The sequence below is a fragment of the Humibacter soli genome, from assembly GCF_054779035.1.
In genome coordinates this window covers 307,084-327,690 of the sequence record NZ_BAAGYX010000001.1, presented here as the reverse complement: position 1 = coordinate 327,690, position 20,607 = coordinate 307,084, and the positions used below count along the sequence as shown (strand labels likewise).

General features: G+C 68.7%; 17 protein-coding genes and 1 tRNA gene. 7 read left to right on the top strand and 11 right to left on the bottom strand.

Annotated features, from left to right (window positions below):
• The first annotated feature begins 79 nt into the window (after positions 1 to 79).
• Both epsC and ACYVDN_RS01440 read left to right on the top strand, forming a co-directional pair.
• Positions 80 to 664 (top strand): serine O-acetyltransferase, encoded by a 585-nt coding sequence (epsC, locus tag ACYVDN_RS01445; RefSeq protein ID WP_460567731.1) that lies wholly within the window; start codon positions 80 to 82, stop codon positions 662 to 664.
• A complete protein-coding gene (locus tag ACYVDN_RS01440; protein WP_460567729.1) occupies positions 600 to 983 on the top strand; it encodes a type II toxin-antitoxin system VapC family toxin in 384 nt (127 codons plus the stop codon). Before epsC ends, ACYVDN_RS01440 begins: the two co-directional genes overlap by 65 nt.
• 30 nt (positions 984 to 1,013) lie before the next feature.
• Here ACYVDN_RS01440 and ACYVDN_RS01435 read toward each other — a convergent pair whose 3' ends face one another.
• From ACYVDN_RS01435 to argS, 9 genes are all read right to left on the bottom strand, one after another.
• Positions 1,014 to 1,826, bottom strand: a complete 813-nt coding sequence (locus tag ACYVDN_RS01435; RefSeq protein WP_460567727.1) for a Cof-type HAD-IIB family hydrolase — start codon at positions 1,824 to 1,826, stop codon at positions 1,014 to 1,016.
• A gap of 8 nt (positions 1,827 to 1,834) precedes the next feature.
• A complete protein-coding gene (gene prfA, locus ACYVDN_RS01430; protein ID WP_460567725.1) occupies positions 1,835 to 2,911 on the bottom strand; it encodes a peptide chain release factor 1 in 1,077 nt (358 codons plus the stop codon).
• 108 nt (positions 2,912 to 3,019) lie between these two features.
• Positions 3,020 to 5,284 (bottom strand): transcription termination factor Rho, encoded by a 2,265-nt coding sequence (rho, locus tag ACYVDN_RS01425; protein ID WP_460567723.1) that lies wholly within the window; start codon positions 5,282 to 5,284, stop codon positions 3,020 to 3,022.
• 239 nt (positions 5,285 to 5,523) lie between these two features.
• The gene (gene thrB / locus ACYVDN_RS01420) at positions 5,524 to 6,471 is read right to left on the bottom strand and encodes a homoserine kinase (protein ID WP_460567721.1); all 948 of its coding nucleotides are present in this window, start codon (positions 6,469 to 6,471) and stop codon (positions 5,524 to 5,526) included.
• Positions 6,468 to 7,553 carry a threonine synthase gene (gene thrC, locus ACYVDN_RS01415; protein WP_460567719.1) on the bottom strand — a complete coding sequence of 362 codons (1,086 nt, stop codon included), beginning with the start codon at positions 7,551 to 7,553 and terminating at the stop codon, positions 6,468 to 6,470. The genes thrB and thrC overlap by 4 nt, the downstream gene beginning before the upstream one ends.
• Before the next feature lies 1 nt (position 7,554).
• Positions 7,555 to 8,925, bottom strand: a complete 1,371-nt coding sequence (locus ACYVDN_RS01410; protein ID WP_460567717.1) for a homoserine dehydrogenase — start codon at positions 8,923 to 8,925, stop codon at positions 7,555 to 7,557.
• Positions 8,922 to 10,454 (bottom strand): diaminopimelate decarboxylase family protein, encoded by a 1,533-nt coding sequence (lysA, locus tag ACYVDN_RS01405; RefSeq protein ID WP_460567715.1) that lies wholly within the window; start codon positions 10,452 to 10,454, stop codon positions 8,922 to 8,924. Before lysA ends, ACYVDN_RS01410 begins: the two co-directional genes overlap by 4 nt.
• 156 nt (positions 10,455 to 10,610) lie before the next feature.
• The gene (locus ACYVDN_RS01400; protein WP_460567713.1) at positions 10,611 to 11,552 is read right to left on the bottom strand and encodes an LmeA family phospholipid-binding protein; all 942 of its coding nucleotides are present in this window, start codon (positions 11,550 to 11,552) and stop codon (positions 10,611 to 10,613) included.
• 45 nt (positions 11,553 to 11,597) lie between these two features.
• Entirely contained in the window at positions 11,598 to 13,277 is a 1,680-nt protein-coding gene (gene argS, locus ACYVDN_RS01395; protein ID WP_460567711.1) for an arginine--tRNA ligase, read from the bottom strand.
• Positions 13,278 to 13,625: 348 nt separating this feature from the next.
• Between argS and ACYVDN_RS01390 the strand changes: the two genes are divergently transcribed.
• From ACYVDN_RS01390 to ACYVDN_RS01380, 3 genes are all read left to right on the top strand, one after another.
• Positions 13,626 to 14,048 carry a hypothetical protein gene (locus ACYVDN_RS01390; RefSeq protein WP_460567709.1) on the top strand — a complete coding sequence of 141 codons (423 nt, stop codon included), beginning with the start codon at positions 13,626 to 13,628 and terminating at the stop codon, positions 14,046 to 14,048.
• 39 nt (positions 14,049 to 14,087) lie between these two features.
• A tRNA-Arg gene (locus ACYVDN_RS01385) sits at positions 14,088 to 14,160 on the top strand.
• A gap of 251 nt (positions 14,161 to 14,411) precedes the next feature.
• The gene (locus ACYVDN_RS01380) at positions 14,412 to 16,046 is read left to right on the top strand and encodes an FAD-dependent oxidoreductase (protein ID WP_460567707.1); all 1,635 of its coding nucleotides are present in this window, start codon (positions 14,412 to 14,414) and stop codon (positions 16,044 to 16,046) included.
• A gap of 37 nt (positions 16,047 to 16,083) precedes the next feature.
• Here ACYVDN_RS01380 and ACYVDN_RS01375 read toward each other — a convergent pair whose 3' ends face one another.
• Positions 16,084 to 16,995: an NAD(P)-dependent oxidoreductase gene (locus tag ACYVDN_RS01375; protein WP_460567705.1), complete on the bottom strand. Its 912-nt coding sequence runs from the start codon at positions 16,993 to 16,995 to the stop codon at positions 16,084 to 16,086.
• 216 nt (positions 16,996 to 17,211) lie between these two features.
• Here ACYVDN_RS01375 and ACYVDN_RS01370 point away from each other — a divergent pair, with 216 nt between their 5' ends.
• Positions 17,212 to 17,991, top strand: coding sequence for a hypothetical protein (locus ACYVDN_RS01370; RefSeq protein ID WP_460567703.1), 780 nt, complete (start codon positions 17,212 to 17,214; stop codon positions 17,989 to 17,991).
• Between the two features lie 74 nt (positions 17,992 to 18,065).
• Entirely contained in the window at positions 18,066 to 19,658 is a 1,593-nt protein-coding gene (locus ACYVDN_RS01365; RefSeq protein ID WP_460567701.1) for an HD domain-containing phosphohydrolase, read from the top strand.
• Between the two features lie 7 nt (positions 19,659 to 19,665).
• On the opposite strand, the gene ACYVDN_RS01360 is transcribed toward ACYVDN_RS01365, so the two are convergent.
• Positions 19,666 to 20,511, bottom strand: coding sequence for a DUF3097 domain-containing protein (locus ACYVDN_RS01360; protein WP_460567699.1), 846 nt, complete (start codon positions 20,509 to 20,511; stop codon positions 19,666 to 19,668).
• Between the last annotated feature and the right edge of the window lie 96 nt (positions 20,512 to 20,607).

Below are 20,607 nucleotides of genomic sequence, written 5' to 3'. Positions count from 1 at the left end.
GCCGAGACGTGGAGCGTGTCACGTTGCAGAGACAATCGGTCGCGCCCATCCATTCGCCAGCTGACAGAGGAGTTGTCCGATGAGTCTTCTTTCGCGGCTGCGTGAGGACATCGCCAACGCACGAAGCCACGACCCGGCGGCTCGCAGCGATGTCGAGATCGCACTGTCCTACTCGGGTCTGCACGCGATCTGGCTCTACAGGGTCGCGCACCGCTGGTGGGTCTCCCCCGGTCTGAAGCTGCCTGCGCGACTGCTGTCGCAGTTCGCACGGTTCCTCACCGGTGTGGAGATCCACCCTGGCGCGAGGATCGGCCGTCGCTTTTTCATCGACCACGGCATGGGCGTGGTGATCGGAGAGACGGCCATCATCGGGGACGGCGTCATGCTGTACCACGGTGTCACGCTCGGAGGAAAGTCCCGGGGGCGGGGCAAACGGCATCCGACGCTCTGCGACGACGTCGTCGTCGGAGCGGGGGCCCAGGTGCTCGGCGACATCGTGCTCGGGCCACGCTGCGTGGTCGGGGCGAACGCCGTCGTCGTGAAGTCGGCGCCTGCGGACTCCGTGCTGGTGGGCATCCCGGCGCACGCCAGGGGACAGGATGCCGCAACGCGGGCGCAGGAGCACGCCGACGAGGCCTGGCTCGATCCCGGCATCTACATCTGACGCAGTTATCCACAGATTCGCCTCGCCGTGCATGTGCAGCACATGTACCGGGAAGCATGCCGGTCATGCTGCAGGTGCGGAACCTCCCCGACGACGTGCACGCCAAGCTCAAGCAGCAGGCGACTTTCTCGGCTTGACGAGCGAGCGCCATGCGGTCCACAGGCTCATTCACGCGATGTGGCGCCTACGAGACAACATCACCGCGTATGACGCCAGCTATGTCGCCCTCGCCGAGGCGCTCGGCGCGCCGCTCGTTACCTTTGACCTCCGCCTGGCACGCGCTGCCGAACGCTGGTGCGACGTCGTCGTCCCGAGCTGATCGGTCGCCGTGCTCTCCCGTGGCGCGCCGTCAGGCGAGGCCGAGCAGCCTCTCCAGCACCGTGATGACGCCCTCGTCGACGTACGACGGCGCGGCGTGGCGCGCGACCGCCTTCACCGCGGGGTGGGCGTTCTCCATCGCGTAGGAGAACTCGGCGGCCTGCAGCATCTCGACGTCGTTGAGGTAGTCGCCGAACGCCGCGGTCTGTGCCGGCGAGACATCCAGAGCCTTCTGCAGCGCTCGAAGGGCCGTGCCCTTGTTGACGCCGTCTGCCATGATGTCGAGCCAGTGGCCGCCGGAGACCACCACCTGATGCGTTGCGCGGTGATGGGCCATCGCCGGTTCGACGTCGCGTTCGATGTCGCCGAACTCGAAGACGGCGATCTTGATGACGCCCTCCGTGCGATCGGCGAGATCGTCCACCGTCTCGTGCGCGAGGTAGTACTTGGCGACCTCGTCGAGGAACGACCGGTCGTCGCGCTCGACGTACGCACGCTCTTTGCCGCAGAGCACGATCCCTAGGTCGACGCCCTCGGCTGCGAGCCGGTGCACGTCGTCGAGCACCGTGCGAACGAACGACGGCACCATCGTCGACGAGCTCACCTCGACGCCGTTGTGCACGACGTAGGTGCCGTTCTCGGCGATGAACGACATGTCGTCGGCCACGTTCGCGAATGTGTGCCGCAGGGTGGCGTACTGACGCCCGCTCGCCGGCACGAAGGAGATGCCGCGGTCGCGCATCACGTTCAGCAGCGGCCAGAGCCGATCGGGCACGCACCCCTGCTCGTCGAGCAGGGTGCCGTCCATGTCGGCGGCGACGAGGCGAAGATCGGGAAGGGTCACCCTCGCAATCATTCCTCACCGAGGGCGGCGAGCTGCGCCTCCTCGTCGGCCTGGATCGCGGAGTCGATCACCGGGTCGAGCGCGCCGTTCATCACCTGGTCGAGGTTGTACGCCTTGTATCCGGTGCGATGGTCGGCGATGCGGTTCTCCGGGAAGTTGTAGGTGCGGATGCGCTCGGAGCGGTCCATGCCGCGGATCTGCGACTTGCGGGCATCCGACGCCGCGGCGTCCAGCTCCTCCTGCTGCTTCGCCAGCAGCCGCGCGCGCAGCACCCGCATGCCGGCCTCACGGTTCTGAATCTGCGACTTCTCGTTCTGCATCGACACCACGATGCCGGTCGGCACGTGGGTGATGCGCACGGCGGAGTCGGTCGTGTTCACCGACTGGCCGCCTGGACCGGAGGACCGGAACACGTCGATGCGCAGGTCGTTCGGGTTGATCTCGATCTCCTCGGGCTCGTCCACCTCGGGGAAGACGAGCACGCCGGCGGTCGAGGTCTGGATGCGTCCCTGCGACTCGGTCACGGGAACGCGCTGCACGCGGTGCACGCCGCCCTCGTACTTCAGGTGCGCCCACACGCCCTGCGCCGGGTCTGGCGAGTTGCCCTTGATGGCGACCTGCACGTTCGTGTAGCCGCCGAGGTCGGTCTGGTCCTGCTCGAGGAGCTCGGTCTTCCAGCCCTTCGAGTCCGCGTAGTGAAGGTACATGCGCAGCAGGTCGGCGGCGAACAGCGCGGACTCCGCTCCCCCGGCGCCACCCTTGATCTCCATGATGACGTCGCGGCCATCGTCCGGATCACGAGGGATGAGCAGCCGGCGCAGCTTCTCCTGCGCTGCCGCCAGCGACTCTTCGAGCGCGGGCAGCTCCTCGGCGAACGCCTCGTCTTCCTTGGCGAGTTCTCGTGCGGCATCCACGTCTTCGCCCAGCGACTTCCACGACTCGTACGCCGCCCGGATCTGGCTCAACTCCGCGTATCGGCGGTTGACCTTCTTCGCGCGAGCGGCGTCGGCGTGCAGCGCGGGGTCGGCGAGCTGCTCCTGCAGCTGCTCGTGCTCGTCGAGCAGCGTCTGAATCGAGTCGAACACGGGTGCTCCTGAATCGCTGTTGGGTGACGAAATGACGGGAAATGACGGATGCCCACCGCGGCATGCCCACGCGTGTGTTGGGCATGCCGCGATGGGCATCCGAGGAAGCTAGCGGTGGTCGTTCTCGTGCGCGTGCGAGTGCGCGACGCCATGTCCGACCGTGGGAGCCGGGATCGACTTCTGCATCTGCACCAGGAACTCCACGTTGGAGCTGGTCTCCTTGAGCTTGCCGAGCACGACCTCGAGCGCCTGCTGCGGGTCGAGTCCGGCGAGGGCGCGACGCAGCTTCCAGGTGATCTTGACCTCGTCGCCGCTCATCAGCATCTCTTCGCGGCGCGTGCCCGACGCGTTCACGTCCACCGCCGGGAAGATGCGCTTGTCGGCGAGCTGGCGCGAGAGGCGCAGCTCCGAGTTGCCGGTGCCCTTGAACTCCTCGAAGATGACCTCGTCCATCTTGGAGCCGGTCTCGATGAGCGCAGTGGCCAGGATGGTGAGCGATCCGCCGTGCTCGATGTTGCGAGCAGCACCGAAGAAGCGCTTCGGCGGGTACAGCGCCGAAGCGTCGACACCACCGGAGAGGATGCGACCGGATGCCGGCGCCGCCAGGTTGTATGCACGGCTGAGGCGCGTGATCGAGTCGAGCAGCACGACCACGTCGTGGCCGAGCTCCACGAGGCGCTTGGCGCGCTCGATCGCCAGCTCGGCGACCGTGGTGTGGTCCTCAGCGGGGCGGTCGAAGGTGGAGGCGATGACCTCGCCCTTCACCGTGCGCTGCATGTCGGTGACCTCTTCGGGCCGCTCGTCCACGAGCACGACCATGAGGTGGACCTCGGGGTTGTTCGTGGTGATCGCGTTGGCGATCTGCTGCATCACGATCGTCTTGCCCGCCTTCGGCGGTGCCACGATCAGGCCGCGCTGGCCCTTTCCGATCGGGGCGACGAGGTCGATGATGCGCTGCGTGAGCTTGGTCGGCTCCGTCTCGAGGCGCAGGCGCTCCTGCGGGTACAGCGGGGTGAGCTTGTTGAACTCGACCCTGGCCTGTGCCTCGTCGACGCTCTGGCCGTTGACCGAGTCCACCTTCACCAGCGCGTTGTACTTCTGGCGGCCGGTGTTCTCGCCCTCGCGCGGCTGGCGGATCGCTCCGACGACCGCGTCGCCCTTGCGCAGGTTGTACTTCTTGACCTGGCCGAGCGAGACGTAGACGTCGCTCGGGCCCGGCAGGTAGCCGCTGGTGCGCACGAACGCGTAGTTGTCGAGAACATCGAGGATGCCCGCGACGGGGATCAGCACGTCGTCGTCGAGGATCTCGGGCTCGACATCGTCGCCCGCTGCACCACGGCGCTTGCGGTCGCGGTAGCGGTTGCGACCGCCACGCTCGTCATCCTGCGCCTGCTGGCCGCCCTGGTTCTGGTTCTGGCGCTGGTTCTGCTGACCACCCTGCTGCTGACCGTTCTGGCCGCGCTGGTTCTGGTTCTGGTTCTGGTTCTGCTGACCCTGCTTCTGCTGCTGGTTCTGGCCCTGCTGGTTCTGGCCCTGCTGGTTCTGGTTCTGCTGGTTCTGGCCCTGCTGGTTCTGGCCCTGCTGGCCACCCTGCTGGTTCTGAGCCTGCTGGCCACCCTGCTGCTCGCCGTTGTCGCCGCCCTCGCCGTTCTCGGCGCGACGGTTCTTGTTGCGTCCGCGGTTGCGGCCACGACTCTGGCGGGGCTGCTGCCCGCCCTCGGCGTCGGATGCCTGGGCATCCGACGACCTGTCGCCCTGGGCACCCTCGGCGAACTCGGCGCCCTGTGCGTCGGCCGGAGCCTCGGAGGATCCCTGGGAGCCGTTCGACTCGGCCGCGTCGTTGCCGCCCTCGGTCGGCAGATCGGGAAGCCCGGCCTGGCCCGCGTTGACGTGCGTTGCGGCAGAGACGGTGCGTCCGCCGTCGACGCTCGTGACGCGGCGCGAACCACGGCGGGTGCGCGCGGGCGGGGTCTGGAGGTCGAGGGCGGCCTGCAGAGCAGCCTCCGCCTCCTGCGGGCTCAGCTGCGGCTCGGCCGGCACGGACGCGTCGGACGTTGCGGTCTCAGGCTCTGCAGCCTCAGCCTCGGGGATGTCGAGCGTCGCAGCCTCTGGCGCGGGGTCAGCGACAGCTGACGCCTCAGCGGGGACGACGGCGTCGGCGCCGACCGTCTCAGCAGCAGGAGCCGCGTCGGTGCCTGCCTCGTTGCCCGAGGCACGCGCGGCCTCGATCGCAGCGATCAGCTCGCCCTTGCGGAGCTTGCCGGCGCCGGAGACGCCGAGGTTCGCAGCGAGCGTCTGCAGCTGCGGAACGCGCAGGCCGGACAGATCGACAGTGGAGTCCACACCATCGGCGTGGAGGTTGACATCAGTCACGTGAAGAGGATTCCTTTCCTCTGGCGGGCATAGATCCGCCTCGCTCAGAGTGCGTGCCGTGTGAAAGCCGCCCGTTCATGATTCCGCGCCCCGTCGGGGATCGATGCGCGGATTTCGGGCAAGCACGACAGCAAGTGAGATTCTAGAGATTCACCCGAACACCAGATTCGCGTACGTTTCGCGCCGTCTGGCAGGTGGGTACAGTTTACCACCCTCCGACGTTCCGTTTGGCCAACGGCTCAGGCCGTGGCGACATCCGCCGACTGCACCGTTGCGCCGAGAAAGTCGACGGCGAGCAGGAGCGGTTGCCAGGTCGTGTCCGAACGCTCGGCGACCAGCTCCGCAGCGGCGAGACGCTGAGCGGGGTCGCTGCACAGCACGAGGATCGAGGGTCCGGCACCCGAGACGACGGCGGGGAAGCCAGCGTCGCGCAGCGCTGAGATCAGCCGATCGGTCTCCGGCATCGCCTTCGCCCGATAGTTCTGGTGCAGCTTGTCCTCCGTCGCCGCCAGGAGCAGCTCGGGGCTTTGCACGAGCGCAGCGACCAGCAGCGCCGAACGCGACACGTTGAACACGGCGTCCTCGTGCGGAACCGATGTCGGCTGAAGGCTGCGCGCCAGCGCCGTCGACATGACGTGCTCAGGCACGAAGACCAGCGGCGAGACGCCGCGGTGCACCATGAGTTTCTTGTGCTGGGGGCCCGCGCCGGACATCCACGCGATGGTGAGACCGCCGAACAGAGCGGGCGCCACATTGTCGGGATGTCCCTCGAGCTCGGTCGCGAGGGTCAGAAGTCGCTGGGGCGTGAGCTCCACGATTCCCTCGAGCAGGCCCTTGGCAGCGAGGATGCCCGAGACGATCGCCGCGCCGGATGACCCGAGGCCACGCCCGTGCGGAATCGAGTTGTGCGCGACGAGGTCGAGGCCGGGAAGCGGAACGTCGACGGCGTTGAAGGTGTGCGCGATCGATCGCACGACGAGGTTGGTCTCGTCGGTCGGCACCTCGCCCTCGCCGACACCGTGCACCTCGACGGTGGCTCCGGGCCGGTCGCGCACGGTGACCGTGAGCTGGTCGTAGAGTGCCAGCGCGAGTCCGAGCGTGTCGAACCCGGGGCCGAGGTTCGCTGAGGTGGCCGGCACCTTCACCAGCACGCTGGTGCCGGTCGCCGGCGCGACGACCGCGCTCACGCGGCGCCCGTCGGGCTGAGCCCGAGCACCTCGGCGATCTCGGCCGCGTCGACCGGAACGCTCGTCGGCGTGACCTCTCCGCCGCCGGGAACGCGAAGCGCCCACTGCGGGTCCTTCAGGCCATGACCCGTGACCGTCAGCACGACCTTCGAGCCTGCGGGGATGACTCCCGCCTCGGCGCGCTCGAGCAGACCGGCGACGCTGATCGCACTGGCCGGTTCGACGAAGATGCCGACCTCGGCGGACAGGATGCGGTGAGCAGCGAGGATGACCTCGTCGTCGATCGCCCCGAAGTAGCCGTTCGTGGCGTCGCGAGCGGTGAGAGCGAGCTCCCACGACGCTGGGTTGCCGATGCGGATGGCGCTGGCGACCGTGTCTGGGTCCTTCACCGGGTGTCCGAGCACGATGGGGGCGCTGCCTGCCGCCTGGAACCCGAACATGCGCGGCAGCTTCGTCGTGACGCCGCGCTCGGCCTCTTCGGTGTAACCGCGGGTGTACGCGGTGTAGTTGCCGGCGTTGCCGACGGGGATGAAGTGGAAGTCGGGGGCATCCCCGAGCACCTCGACGACCTCGAAGGCGGCCGTCTTCTGTCCCTCGATGCGGTCGTTGTTGACCGAGTTGACCAGGTGCACCGGGTAGTTCGCGGCGAGGTCACGTGCGATGTCGAGGCAGTCGTCGAAGGTGCCCTGCACCTGCAGGAGCTGCGCGTCGTGCGCGATCGCCTGGCTGAGCTTGCCCATGGCGATCTTGCCCTCCGGCACCAGCACGACGGCCTGGATGCCCGCGTGAGCCGCGTATGCGGCGGCCGACGCCGAGGTGTTGCCCGTCGACGCGCAGATGACCGCCTCGGCGCCGTGCTCGATGGCCTTGGAGATGGCCATCGTCATGCCGCGGTCCTTGAAGGAACCGGTGGGGTTCATGCCTTCGAACTTGACGTACACGTCCGCTCCGGTGCGACGCGAGAGCGCGGGCGCCGGGATGAGCGGGGTGCCGCCCTCACCAAGGGTGACGATCGGCGTCGCGTCCGTCACGTCGAGGCGATCGGCGTATTCGCGCAGAACGCCCTTCCATTGGTGCGCCACGTCAGACTCCTTCAACTCGTAAGACAGAGGTCACGGCGACGACCTCTTCGCTGGCGCGAAGGACGTCGACCGTTGCCGCGAGAGCGGACTCGAACGCCTCGTGCGTTCCGATGACCAGCGTAGCCGTGGCAGGGCCCGCTTCCTGACCGGCGGCTTCGGCCACCGACGCGGGAGCGGATGCCTGCACCACCTGCAGAGACGAGGCGACGGTCTGCGTCACTGTCTCCACCGAGACCTCGTTCACGGCGAAGATCGCGGCGATGCGCGAGAGCACGCCGGGGGCATCCGTCACGCGCAGAGTGATCTGATATCTCGTGCGCACCGCCCCGATGTCGAGCACGGGAACGTCGGCGTGCGTGGACTCGGCGACGCCCGGCCCGCCGACGACGTGCCTGCGGGCAGCGGAGACGACGTCGCCGAGCACGGCCGACGCGGTCTGCAGGCCGCCGGCCCCTGCGCCGTAGAACATCAGGTCGCCTGCGGCAGCCGCCTGCACGAAGACGGCGTTGTGCACGCCGCGCACCGCGCCCAGCGGGTGCTGCCTCGGCACGAGCGCCGGGTACACCCTCGCAGAGACGCCTTCGCGGTCATCCTCGCCCGTTACCCGCTCGCAGATGGCCAGAAGCTTGATCACGTATCCGCCCTCGCGCGCGGCATCCACCTGCTGCTTCGTGATCCCGGTGATGCCCTCGCGGTGCACCGACTCGAGCGGAACGGTCGTGTGGAAGGCGAGGCCGGCGAGGATGGCCGCCTTCGCTGCCGCGTCGTAGCCCTCGACATCCGCGGCGGGGTCGCTGCGTTCTGCGTAGCCGAGCTCGGTTGCGACCTCGAGCGCGTCTTCGAGGGTGTCGCCCGCGGTGTCCATGCGGTCGAGGATGAAGTTCGTCGTGCCGTTCACGATGCCCAGGATGCGCTCGACCCTGTCGCCCGCCAGGCTGTCGCGCAGCGGACGGATGATCGGGATGGCGCCACCCACTGCCGCCTCGTAGTACAGCTGGGCGCCGACCTGCTCGGCAACGGCGAACAGTTGAGGGCCGTGCTCGGCGAGCAGCGCCTTGTTGCCGGTGATGACGTCGGCGCCCGAGTTCAGCGCGAGCAGCACGTACTCCCGAGCAGGGTCGACGCCGCCCATCAGCTCGATCACGATGTCGGCGCTGAGAATGAGCGAGCGGGCGTCGGTGGTGAAGAGCTCACGGGGCAGGTCGACTCGGCGCTGGGCATCCGGGTCGCGCACCGCGATGCCGACCAGCTCGAGTCCGGCGCCGACGCGGGCGGCGAGCTCGTCGCTGTGGTCGAGCAGCAGTTTGGCGACCTGGGAGCCGACTGACCCTGCGCCGAGCAGTGCGATCTTGAGGCTTCGGTATTCGATCACTTCTCTTCCCCCTGAGCCGCACGGTCGGCCCGTTCAGCGTGGTCCGCCCGTTGCCCGCGATCGGCACGCGCAAGCGGGCCGGGCGCATCCGCGCTGCGCGCGCCGGAGGCTGCGACGGACGACGATGCGACACTGTGCCTCGCGCCGGCATCCCTGGCCAGCAGGTCGTCCTCGGTCTCTCCGCGTACGATCACGCGGTCGTGCCCTTCGCGCACCGCGACGACGGCGGGTCGCGGCAGATAGTTGTAGTTGCTCGACAGCGACCAGCAGTACGCGCCGGTCGCCGCGACGGCCAGGATGTCCCCTGGCACGACATCGCCTGGCAGGTACTCGGCGTCGACCACGATGTCGCCGGACTCGCAGTGCTTGCCGGCGACCCGCACGAGAACGGGCTCCGCATCCGAGCTCCTTCCGACGACCCGGGCGGAGTAGTCGGCGCCGTAGAGGGCGGTGCGGGCGTTGTCGCTCATTCCGCCGTCCACGCTGACGTAGAGGCGCCTGGCGGGCGTGTCGTCGACATCCAGGTCGACGGACTTGGTCGTGCCCACCGTGTAGAGCGTGATGCCTGCGGGGCCGACGATGTACCTGCCAGGCTCGAACGACAGGACGGGAACGGGGATGTCGGCGCTCTCGCACTCCGCAGCCACCACCTGCGCGATGTGCTGCGCCAGCTGCTCGATGTCGTCCGGCCGGTCAGCTGCGGTGTAGGCGATGCCGAACCCGCCGCCGAGGTTGAGCTCCGGCACGGGGCCACCCGCCAGCAGCCGGGCGTGCACCCCGATCAGGCGCGCCGCCGACTCGCCGAAACCGTCCGCCCCGAAGATCTGCGAGCCGATGTGACAGTGCAGGCCGACGAACTCGAGGGCGTCGTGCGAGCGGATGACCGAAACGAGGCGCTCGGCATCGGAGATCGCGACCCCGAACTTCTGGTCGTCGTGCGCCGTCGCGAGAAAGTCGTGCGTGTGCGCGTGCACGCCAGTGCGCACTCGAAGCCGCACGCGCTGCACCCGACCGTGAGCCGACGCAGCCGCGACGACTCGCTCGATCTCCTGCTCGGAGTCGATCACGATCGTGCCGACCCCGACGGAGACTGCGCGGTCGATCTCGGACGCTGACTTGTTGTTGCCGTGGAACCCGAGGCGTGCGGGGTCGACGCCGGCCGCCAGCGCGACGGCCAGCTCGCCGCCGCTCGCCACGTCGACACGGAGACCCTCCTCGGTGACCCAGCGCGCGATCTCGGTGCTCAGGAACGCCTTTCCTGCGTAGTAGACCTCCGCTGTCGATCCGACACGGTCGAAGGCCCGGGTGAAGGCGTCGCGCACGCGGGCCGCGCGGTCACGCACCTCCGTCTCGTCGAGCACGTAGAGCGGAGTGCCGTGCCGGGCGACCAGCCCTGCGACGTCTACTCCGGAGAGCGCGACGGAACCGTCATCCGCTCGCCTCAGGCTCGTCGGCCACACCCCTTGGGCGAAGGCGTTGGCGTCGTCGGGTGCAGTCAGCCATGCGGGTGCCAGCGGGTTGTCGGCCATGGGTCACCTCGTACTGTCGATGAGGAGGCGAGCGGGCCCGGATTGGCCCCTGAAGCCGGGAAACTGGTGCGCGAAAGCGCGCCACCGAGTCTAACGAGACCCCTGCTGCCGCGAGAAAACGCGTACGTAACACGGAGCGCACCCGCGGTGGAACGATCAGCCGCAGGTGCCCTTGCTCTGCAGCGACGCATCGTCGACCACGAAGTCCGTCGCTCCGACCGAGATGGATGCCGAGCCCTGCTGGACCGTGAGGTCGGTCACCTCGACACCCTTCGGCAGATATTGGGCGACGCAGATCGGGATGCTGTCTGGCAGCAGATCCTTCGCGAACCGCGTCACGTCGAGGGTGCCGCCTCCGGCCTTCACGCTGACGTCGTGCGGAGTGAGAACCACGGTGTCGCCGTTCTTGAGCGTCGGGGTCACCGAGGCCGTGTACTGCACCGAGATGCCGAGGATCTGCCCCGTCCCCTTGAGCCCGACGGTGTTGTCTCCGAGCGTCACGCTTGTCGCGTCGGGCAGCTGCACCAGCTGGTTGACCGAATCCTGGCTGATGACGATGCTGCCATCGATGCGGCCGACCGGTTTGCTGAAGTCGGTCGGCACGTCGTAGGCGACGATGCGCGCGCTGAGCGGCGCGACCTGCACGGTCGCGTGCGCGGCATCCAGATCGACCTGATCGAAGCGGCCGGCGATGAACTGACCGATCACCGAGAACCCGTGGATGGTCACCGTGAGGTCCTTCGCCGTCACATCGGAGGGCAGCTCCTTCTGGATCTGGCTGCTGACCTGGTTCTGCGCCACCTGCCGCACGATCGCATCGGCGATGAAGAACAGGCCGATGACGACCACGACGGCACTGACCGTCCAGATCAGGGCGCGCAGGCCGCGACGGCGAGGCCGCTTCGGGTGCTGCGGCGCCACGGTCGGCACTCCCCCGTTGGGCGGCAAGACCTCGGTCTGCTCGGTGTCGGACTGCGCCGTGCCGGTCGGCGCCGTGTCCATCCGCGCGGAGTCCGTCTGCGCGGCATCCTGCGGCCCCGCCCCAGAGGACGTCTCAGCTCCATCAGGCGAGTGGTTCCACTGATCGTGCGTCGACATGCTTCCCCATTCCTCTGCCGCGACGTGTCGCCGCGGCGGCCTGCGCTACATGCGATCGGGTGACGATACTCCGAGGAGCGTGAGCCCGTTGCGGATCACCTGGCCGGTTGCGTCGTTGAGCCACAGCCGGGTGCGGTGCAGGTCGGTGATCGGTTCGTCGCCGAGCGGGATGACCCGGCAGCTGTCGTACCACTTGTGGTACAGACCGGCGACCTCCTCGATGTACCGCGCGATGCGGTGCGGCTCGCGCAGTTCGGCGGCGAGGGCGACGATGCGCGGGAACTCCTGCAGCGCACCCAGCAGCGCGGACTCGGTCTCGTGCGTGAGCAGCTCGGGTGCGAACGCGGTGCGGGCCACCCCCGCGGCCTCCGCATTGCGCGCGACAGAGCGGGTGCGCGCGTGCGCGTACTGCACGTAGTACACCGGGTTGTCGTTCGAGTGCTTCGCGAGAAGGTCGAGGTCGATGTCGAGCGGCGAGTCGCTCGACGAGCGGACGAGTGCATACCGTCCGGCATCCACCCCGACGGCGTCGACCAGGTCGTCGAGCGTGACGATCGTTCCCGCGCGCTTGCTCATGCGCACCGGCTCGCCGTCCTTGAGCAGGTTCACCATCTGTCCGATGAGGAGCTGCAGATTGACGCCGGGGATGTCGCCGAATGCTGCGGTCATCGCCATCAGCCGGCCCACGTAACCGTGGTGGTCGGCCCCCAGCATGATGATGTTCTGCTCGAAGCCGCGCTCGCGCTTGTTCAGGTAATAGCCGATGTCGCCCGACATGTAGGCGGGCTCGCCGTTGCTGCGTACAATGACGCGGTCCTTGTCGTCACCGAACTCGGTGGTGCGCAGCCAGGTCGCACCGTCGAGCTCGTAGACGTGGCCGAGTTCGCGCAGCCGATCGATCGAGTGCTCCACCGCACCCGAGGTGTGCAGGTCGTTTTCGTGGAAGTACACGTCGAAGTCCACGCCGAAGCCGTGCAGCTTCTGCTTGATCTCGTGGAACATGAAGTTCGTTCCGAGGTCGCGGAACACCTCCTGCTGGGCGTCGCGGTCGAGCGTGGCGAGGTCGCCGTCGTAGGTGTCGACGACGCGGCCTGCGATGTCGCCGATGTAGGCGCCGCCGTAGCCGTCCTCTGGCGTCGGCTCGCCGAGGTAGCTGGCGAGCAGACTGCGGGCGAACCGGTCGATCTGCGAACCGTGGTCGTTGAAGTAGTACTCGCGCGTGACCTCAGCGCCTTCTGCGGCGAGAACGCGCGCCAGGCTGTCTCCGACGGCCGCCCAGCGCACCCCGCCCATGTGGATGGGGCCCGTCGGGTTCGCAGAGACGAACTCGAGATTCACCCGCACACCCTCGTAGAGGGAGCCGTTGCCGTACCCCTCCCCTGCGTCGACGATGGTCTTCGCGAGAGCACCCGCGGCAGCGGCATCCAGCCGGAAGTTGATGAAGCCGGGTCCGGCCACCTCCGCGGCCGCGACGCCGTCGAGCCGCGCCGCCTCACCGGCGATCTCCTCGGCGAGCTCTCTCGGGTTGGTGCCGAGCGGCTTGGCGAGCCGCATGGCGACGTTCGACGCCCAGTCGCCGTGCTCGCGGTTGCGCGGACGCTCAAGCCGGATGTCGTCGCGTGCGATCAGAGGCTGCGTCTCGGTCATCCCGTTCGCGGCTCGCCGGCGGTCCACCACGTCGGTGACGATGGCGTACAACTGGTCGGCGAGCTGATCGGGATTCACGACGACCGATTCTATCGGGCCCACGCGGAGCGTCCGACGAGGGTGCCCGCGCGATGGCCCACCGCCGCCGGAGGAGAGCCTCACCATCACTTGCTATCCTCGTGCGCACGCGCCCCCACCCCCGTTCGGAAGCCATCCTTCATGCGCCCTGACCGTTCCCGCCGCCTTCCACGTGCTCCACGCCTCGCCGGCACCGCCGCCGGACTGGCTCTCGTCGCGGCTTCTGCACTTCTCCTGACCGGATGTCAGGCCTCGCCGAAACCAGCCGCGAGCGCATCGCAGACAGCAGGCTCGAAGGCGTCGACTGGGGCGACGACGGCACCGACCCCCTCCGCCAAGCCGACGCCCGTGACCCTCACTTGCAATCAAGTCCTCACCACCGAACAGCTCTCGAAGATGACGCCGGCCATCGCGGCGGCCTCCGGCTTCACTCCGGAAAAGGGGTCGAATGCGGCGAAGGCCGTCGACGACGCGGGCGTCGCCTGCGGATACACCAACGGGCAGACAGGCAACACCGTCTCGGTATCGATCGCGCGCCCGACGCCCGACGATCTGACCGCACTCAAGAATGCTGCGATCACGGACAGCAACGTGGTGCCCACCTACGGTGTGCCACCGAAGGTGATGGGCTACTTCGCCGTGAGCCAGTCCGTCGGCGTCGCCCAGGCGTTCACGGGCGACTACTGGGTCGTCGTCGAGTCGAAGGACTACATCGAGCCGGGCGACGCGAGCCAGGTGGTCGGAGCGGTGCTCGCCAACCTTCCGGCGTAAACACGACCCAGCCGGGGTGCTAGCCTTGTCGGGCACTGAGCCCCCATAGCTCAGGGGATAGAGCGTCTGCCTCCGGAGCAGAAGGCCGAAGGTTCGAATCCTTCTGGGGGCACCTCACCCCTTCCCCACCCCAGGTCGTCGCTCGTCCCCACCCCCAGGTCGTCGCTCGTCCCCACCCCCAGGTCGTCGCCACTTCGTGCGGCATCCGGCGCGGGCATCCCGCAACAAGTGGCGAGCACGTGGTCGCGGCCCCCGAGCGGGTGGCTGTCGCAGGGCATGCCGCCGCTGCTAGCGTCGCCGGATGACACGAGCGAGCGGCACGGCTGCACGGCGCACGGGCACCCCGACCCCGAGCCTCATCGCATGATCACCGTCGACGAGTTGCGCGCCATCGACGTCTTCGCACCGTTGCCGAGCGAAGCTCTCACCTATCTCGTCGGCGCGGTCGAGGACATCCGTCTCGTGCCGGGCGAGTACTTCGCCCATGAGGGCGACGATCGCGCCTTCTTCGTCGTCGTCGAGGGCGGAGCCGAGATCACGAAGGTGGTCAACGGCGACGAGCTCGTGATCGGCACCCGCAATCCCGGCCAGTTCTTCGGCGAGGTGCCGATGACGCTGAGCGTGCCCTTCCCCGCCAGCGGTCGTGCCATGCACGCCGCCCGCATCATCAAGCTGGATGCCGCCACCTTCTACACGCTCGGCGCGATGGCGCCCGCGATCCCCGAACAGGTGGCCGGTCTCGCGCGCAGCTACCTCGGCGATCTGCAGATGTGGGCATCCACCCAGCCCGACATCGATGTGCACCTGATCGCACCGCGACACGACGCCCGAGCGCACGAAATCGCTGGATTCCTGACCCGCAACCAGGTCGCGTTCGACCAGGTCGTCGTCGAGTCGGCCGAGGGCGGCGATGACTATCCGGTGCTGGAGCTCGCCGATGGGCGGCGAGTCATTGCACCGACGCTTCGTGAGACGGCGATGGCGGTCGGGTTGGATGTCGAACCCGCGACGAGCGAGTACGACGTGATCGTGCTCGGAGCCGGGCCGTCCGGCCTCACGGCGGCGGTGAACGGTGCGGCGGAGGGCCTGCGCACGGTAGTGGTCGAGGCTCACGCCCCGGGAGGTCAGGCCGGAACCTCGACCCGCATCGAGAACTACACGGGCTTTCCGTTCGGTGTCTCGGGCGACGATCTCGCGAGCCGCGCACTGAAGCAGGCGAAGCGGCTCGGTGCCGAGATCGTGGTGACGCGAGTCGTCGAGGCGCTCCACCCGAGCACGTCGTCTGGCCGTCACGAGGTCGTGCTCGACGGCGGCGAGACGCTCGCGGCACCGGTGATCATCCTCGCCACCGGCGTGCGCTGGCGGCGGCTGCCGCTGGAGTCGGTCGCCAGCTACCTCGGCAGCGGCGTGTACTACGGGGCGGCACGCAGCGACGCAGGGCTGGCACACGGCGCCGACATCTGCATCGTCGGTGCCGGTAACTCGGCGGGACAGGCTGCGCTGTTCTTCTCCAGGCACGCACGCTCGGTCACCATGCTGGTTCGGGGCGAGTCGCTCGAGGCCAGCATGTCGCGCTACCTCATCGACCAGCTCGCGGCGAACGACAGCATCAAGGTGCGCACCCGCAGCGAGATCGTCGGGCTGCACGGAGACGACGGGCTCGACGCCCTCGATGTCGCCGACCGTCGCACGGGAGAGACCACGACCGAGCCGTGCACCGTCGTGTTCGTGATGATCGGAGCGGATGCCGTCACCGACTGGCTGCCGCCCCAGGTCGCCCGCGACGCGCACGGCTTCGTGCTCACGGGCTCGGAGGCCGCGAGGAGCGGACGGTGGTTCGGGGATCGCGACCCCTTCGCCCTCGAGACCAGCGTGCCTGGCGTCTTCGCCGTCGGCGACGTGCGGTCCGGCTCGGTCAAGCGAGTTGCCGCGGGTGTCGGCGAGGGCGGCATGGCCGTCGCGTTCGTGCACCAGTACCTGGCGCTGCAGGGCGGATGACCGGCAGGGCCGACCCCGACCGCGAACGTCGCTGCGCCTAGCCGACGGCGTCTGGGCGTACGGCAGCCATGTCGAGGGTGCCGTCCCCGCGAGACACGGCACGTGCGAAGAGGTCGCGACAGACATCCATCAGCGGCACATCCACGGTGGAGTCGCGGGCGGCATTCAGCACGAGGTCGCAGTTCTTCAGCACGTCCGAGATCGCCGCCTGCGGGCTGAGGTCGCCGGCGACGAGCTTGGCCGTCTTCACGCGTGAGATCGGCGAGGACATCTGCCCGCCGTCGAGGATTCCCCGCAGCTGCTCGACGTCGAGCCCGGCCGACCGAGCGAACGCGAACGTCTCCGCCAGGCCTGTGACCGTCGTGATGAGGAACACGTTCACCGCGATCTTCATCGTGAGTGCAGCGGGCACCGCTCCGCAGACCGTGGTGGATGCACAGAGCAGGTCGACGATGGGACGAACGTCGTCCACGGCATCCCGAGTCCCCGCAAGCATTCCGATCAGCTCGCGACGCGTCGCCGGCTCCCTTGATCCGGAGACGGGCGCCTCGACGTAGCGCCCGCCCGCTGCGACCACGCTGTGCTCCAACCCACGCGAGTACTCGGGTGACGTGGTGCCGAGATGCACCAGGGTCGTGCCGGCGACGAGTGCGTCGAAGTCGTCGGTTCCGCGCAGCAAGGTCTCATCGATCACCTGCTCGGTCGAGAGCATCATCAGCACGACGTCGGATGTGGCGAACAGCTCGCGCACCGACGAGGCCGCCTTCGCCCCCTCGGCGACGAGTCGCTCGACCGCCGGCGCCGACCGATTCCACACCGCGAGCCCGACCCCTGAGGCAAGAAGGTTGCGCGCCATCGGCTCGCCCATGATCCCCACGCCGAGGAACCCCACGCCAGGGAACCCCGCCCCGGTCGAACCCTTGCCGTCGTCGATGCTCGTCGCTGTCATCCATCACTCCTCATCGGTTCGAGCCGGCCCGGTCCCGAGACGGCTCCCACCATCGTTCGGCGGCCGCGTGTCGTGGGCAATGCCGGGAAGCGACAGAATCCGAGCAGATCCGGCAAGTTGCCTCCGCACCGAGGTCGGGCAGACGCTGCCGGTCCCGTGCCGGAATTGAGGCGGATGCCTCATGCGGCTCGTCCGCCCCCGGCGCACCCTGAGCACATGACTCACAACACACCGAAATCAGTCGCAGAGGCGCTGGTGCGGGAGGCTGCCACAGGGGCGGTCTCCTACATCGACGCGGAAGACGCGGACGAACGTTTCATCGGATACGGCGCCATGGGCGTACCTTTCGAGTCCGGCCACTATCTCGCCTTGCGTCACATGGTGGCGAGCTCGGTAGGACCGGCATATCGAGCGATCTGGCACCGGGATCCGAACGGCCGCTGGACCATCTACACCACAGTCGCGCCGGAGTTGAGCTGTCCGCGCTACTTCGGGGCGGCAGCGACGTCAGCCGAGCAAGTGCCCGCGATCGACCTTCGGTGGTCATCCGACCACGGAGTCGAGGTGACCCTCCCCGGCGTGCTTCGGTGGCGCCTCGAGCTGAGCGCTTCCCCGGCCACCCGCATGATGTCGGGTATGGCCGGCTCGATGCCCGACAGCGCTTGGGCCCGCGACGCGGTCCTGGCCCCCATGGGTCCCATGGCGGGCGTCATGCTGGGTTCGGGCCGAATCCGCCTGCGCGGCACGACGCCGAACGAGCAGCATTTCAAAGCCGCCCCTCTGAACGTGTGGCGGGTGACGGGTGGGCGTGCCCGGCTGGGCGACGACGACCTCGGACGGCTCGCGCCGCTTCCGGAGCAGACCAGGATGGCCGACCTCTGGCTCCCCCAGCGCGGCATCTTCTTCGCCGGCCGGTTCAGGTTCACGGCCACGCCCGGCACCGCGAGCGCCGACACGACGGCCGAGCTCCATCGCCGCCCCGTCACCAGAGGATGACCGGGCCGGACCGACCGATGATCCGCGGCACGCGATCCGGTCCCTCCGGACCGGCCGCGCTGCAGAATGGTGCCATGGGCGCCGCGGCCGAACGTGCGGGAGCCGGAGAGCAGCCGGCGCGACCGCCGCGGCGCGTCGAGGTGCTGGCCTCGCTGTCGGTGGCCATCGATCTGGGACTCGGGCAGCCCGCCGAGCACATGCTGCGCTCCTGCGTCATCGCCTGCAGGCTGGCCGACCGGCTCTGCTTGACGGAGGAGCAGCGAGCGTGCGTGTACTACTCGACGCTGGTGATGTGGATCGGCTGCCATGCCGATTCTCCGGAATACGCGCGCTGGTTCGGCGACGACATCGCCGTGCGTCGCGACGCCTACCTGGTCGACTGGACGGGTCTCCCCTACCTGCGCTTCCTGCTGGGCAACATCGCTCGCGGGGAATCGCCGGGGACGCGCATGCGTACCGTTGCCGAACTGCTGAGGGATGCCAAAGGACAGCTCGGCATCCTGATCCACTCGCACTGCACATCGGCCGCTGCACTCGCCAGGCACATCGGGCTGGGCGACGACGTGGCGCATGCCGTCGAGTTCACCTTCGAGCGGTGGGACGGTGCTGGGCTCCCGAGCGGGGCGTCGGGCGAGGCGATCCCGATCGAGATGCGGGTTGCGCAACTGGCCGACGTCGCCGAGGTGCATCAGCGAACGTATGGCCTAGACGGCGCTGTCGCGATGGCGCGCAGCCGCAGAGGTGGGCAGTTCGACCCGGCAGTCGTCGACGTTCTACTGGCGGATCCCCAAGAGATCCTGGAGCCATCCCCCGGCGACGACACGTGGGCCGACGCGCTCGCGCTAGCCCCCGACGACGAGCTCCCTCTGACAGGGCCCGCGCTCGACGAGCTCATCTCCGCCGTCGGCGACTTCGTGGACCTCAAGTGCCCGTTCATGCTGGGGCACTCGCGCGCCGTCGCCGCCTTGGCGTCCGCTGCTGCGGTGCGTGCCGGCCTCGGAGACGACGGGGCAGCTGTACTCAGGAGGGCCGGGCATCTCCACGACATCGGCAGGCTCGGGGTCTCCAACCAGATCTGGTCGAAGCAGGGCGACCTCTCCGCCGCCGAATGGGAGCGGGTCAGGATGCATCCGTACCTGACCGATCGCGTGCTCATCCGCGTTCCGGCACTCGACCCGGTGCGATTGGTCGCGCGGGCCCATCACGAGCGACTCGACGGCTCCGGCTATCCGCTCGGGGCGACCGGAGCGACGCTGAGCAGGGGATCACGGCTGCTGGCGGCCTCCGTCGCGTACCAGGACGGGTTGGAGCCGAGGCCCTACCGACAGGAGCTCTCCTCCGACCAGGCTGCGAACCGGTTGCGAGACGGAGTCGCGCGCGGGCATCTCGACGGCGAGTGCGTCGAGGCCGTGCTCGCGGCGGCGCTGGCGGCGGAGGGAACGGCATCCCCGCGCATCCACCGCGACGACGACCTCACACCTCGAGAAGCCGAAGTGCTCGGCCTCGTCGCTCGCGGACTAAACACCAGGGAGATCGCTCTTCGCCTCGTGCTGAGCGAGAAGACGGTGCGCAACCATCTCGAGCGCAGCTACGCGAAGATCGGTGCCTCCAACCGGGTCGGCGCGAGCCTCTATGCACTCGACCACGGTCTCGTCGAGCCCGAGTGAGAGCGGCTCAGTCGCTGGTCACGAAATCGATGAGTTCCTCCACGCGGCCGAGGAACGCGGGTTCGAGGTCGCGATACGTCGACACGGTCGAGAGAATGCGCTTCCACGCCCGTGCGATGTCGGCCTGATCTTTGTGCGGCCAGCCGAGGGACGCGCAGATGCCCTTCTTCCACTCGACGTTCCGCGGGATCGTCGGCCACTGCCGCATGCCGAGCCGTTCGGGTCGCACCGCCTGCCAGACGTCGACGTACGGATGCCCGACCACGAGCACGTGAGCCCCGTGTGGTCCGCGGGCGACGGCATCCGCGATCCGCGTCTCCTTCGATCCAGGCACGAGGTGGTCGACCAGCACCCCGATGCGCTTGCGCGGACCAGGAGCCGTGTCGCGGATGATCGCGTCGAGGTCGTCGATGCCGCCGAGGTACTCGACGACGACGCCCTCGACCCGCAGGTCGTCTCCCCAGACCTTCTCGACGAGTTCGGCGTCGTGCCGACCCTCGACGAAGATGCGGCTGGCGCGGGCGACGCGGGCGGGGGCATCCGCGACGCTGAACGAGCCGGATGCCGTGCGGGTGGGCCCCTGCCGCGTCGCCTTCGACGGGGGCGCCACGAGCACAACGGGCTTGCCGTCCACGAGGTAGCCGCCGCCGAGCGGAAAGGCGCGCACCCCGCCGTGACGGTCCTCGAGCTGTACAAGGCGGTTCTCGATGCCGACGACGGCGCCGGTGTACCCGGAGTCTGCCAGCTCGACGACGAGGTCGTTCTCCGCTGCGATGGTCTGCGGCTTCACGCGGCCGCGGGAGCGCCAGTCGCCGGCGAGCACGTCGCCGCCGTATGGGTCGTCGAAAGTCACCCGTCAACGGTAGGACGCGAACGCAGCGGCGTCTGCCAGGATGCGCCAGCGAGTCGGGGCGAACGGCGTCTCGCGGAAACTGGGTGATCCTCGATT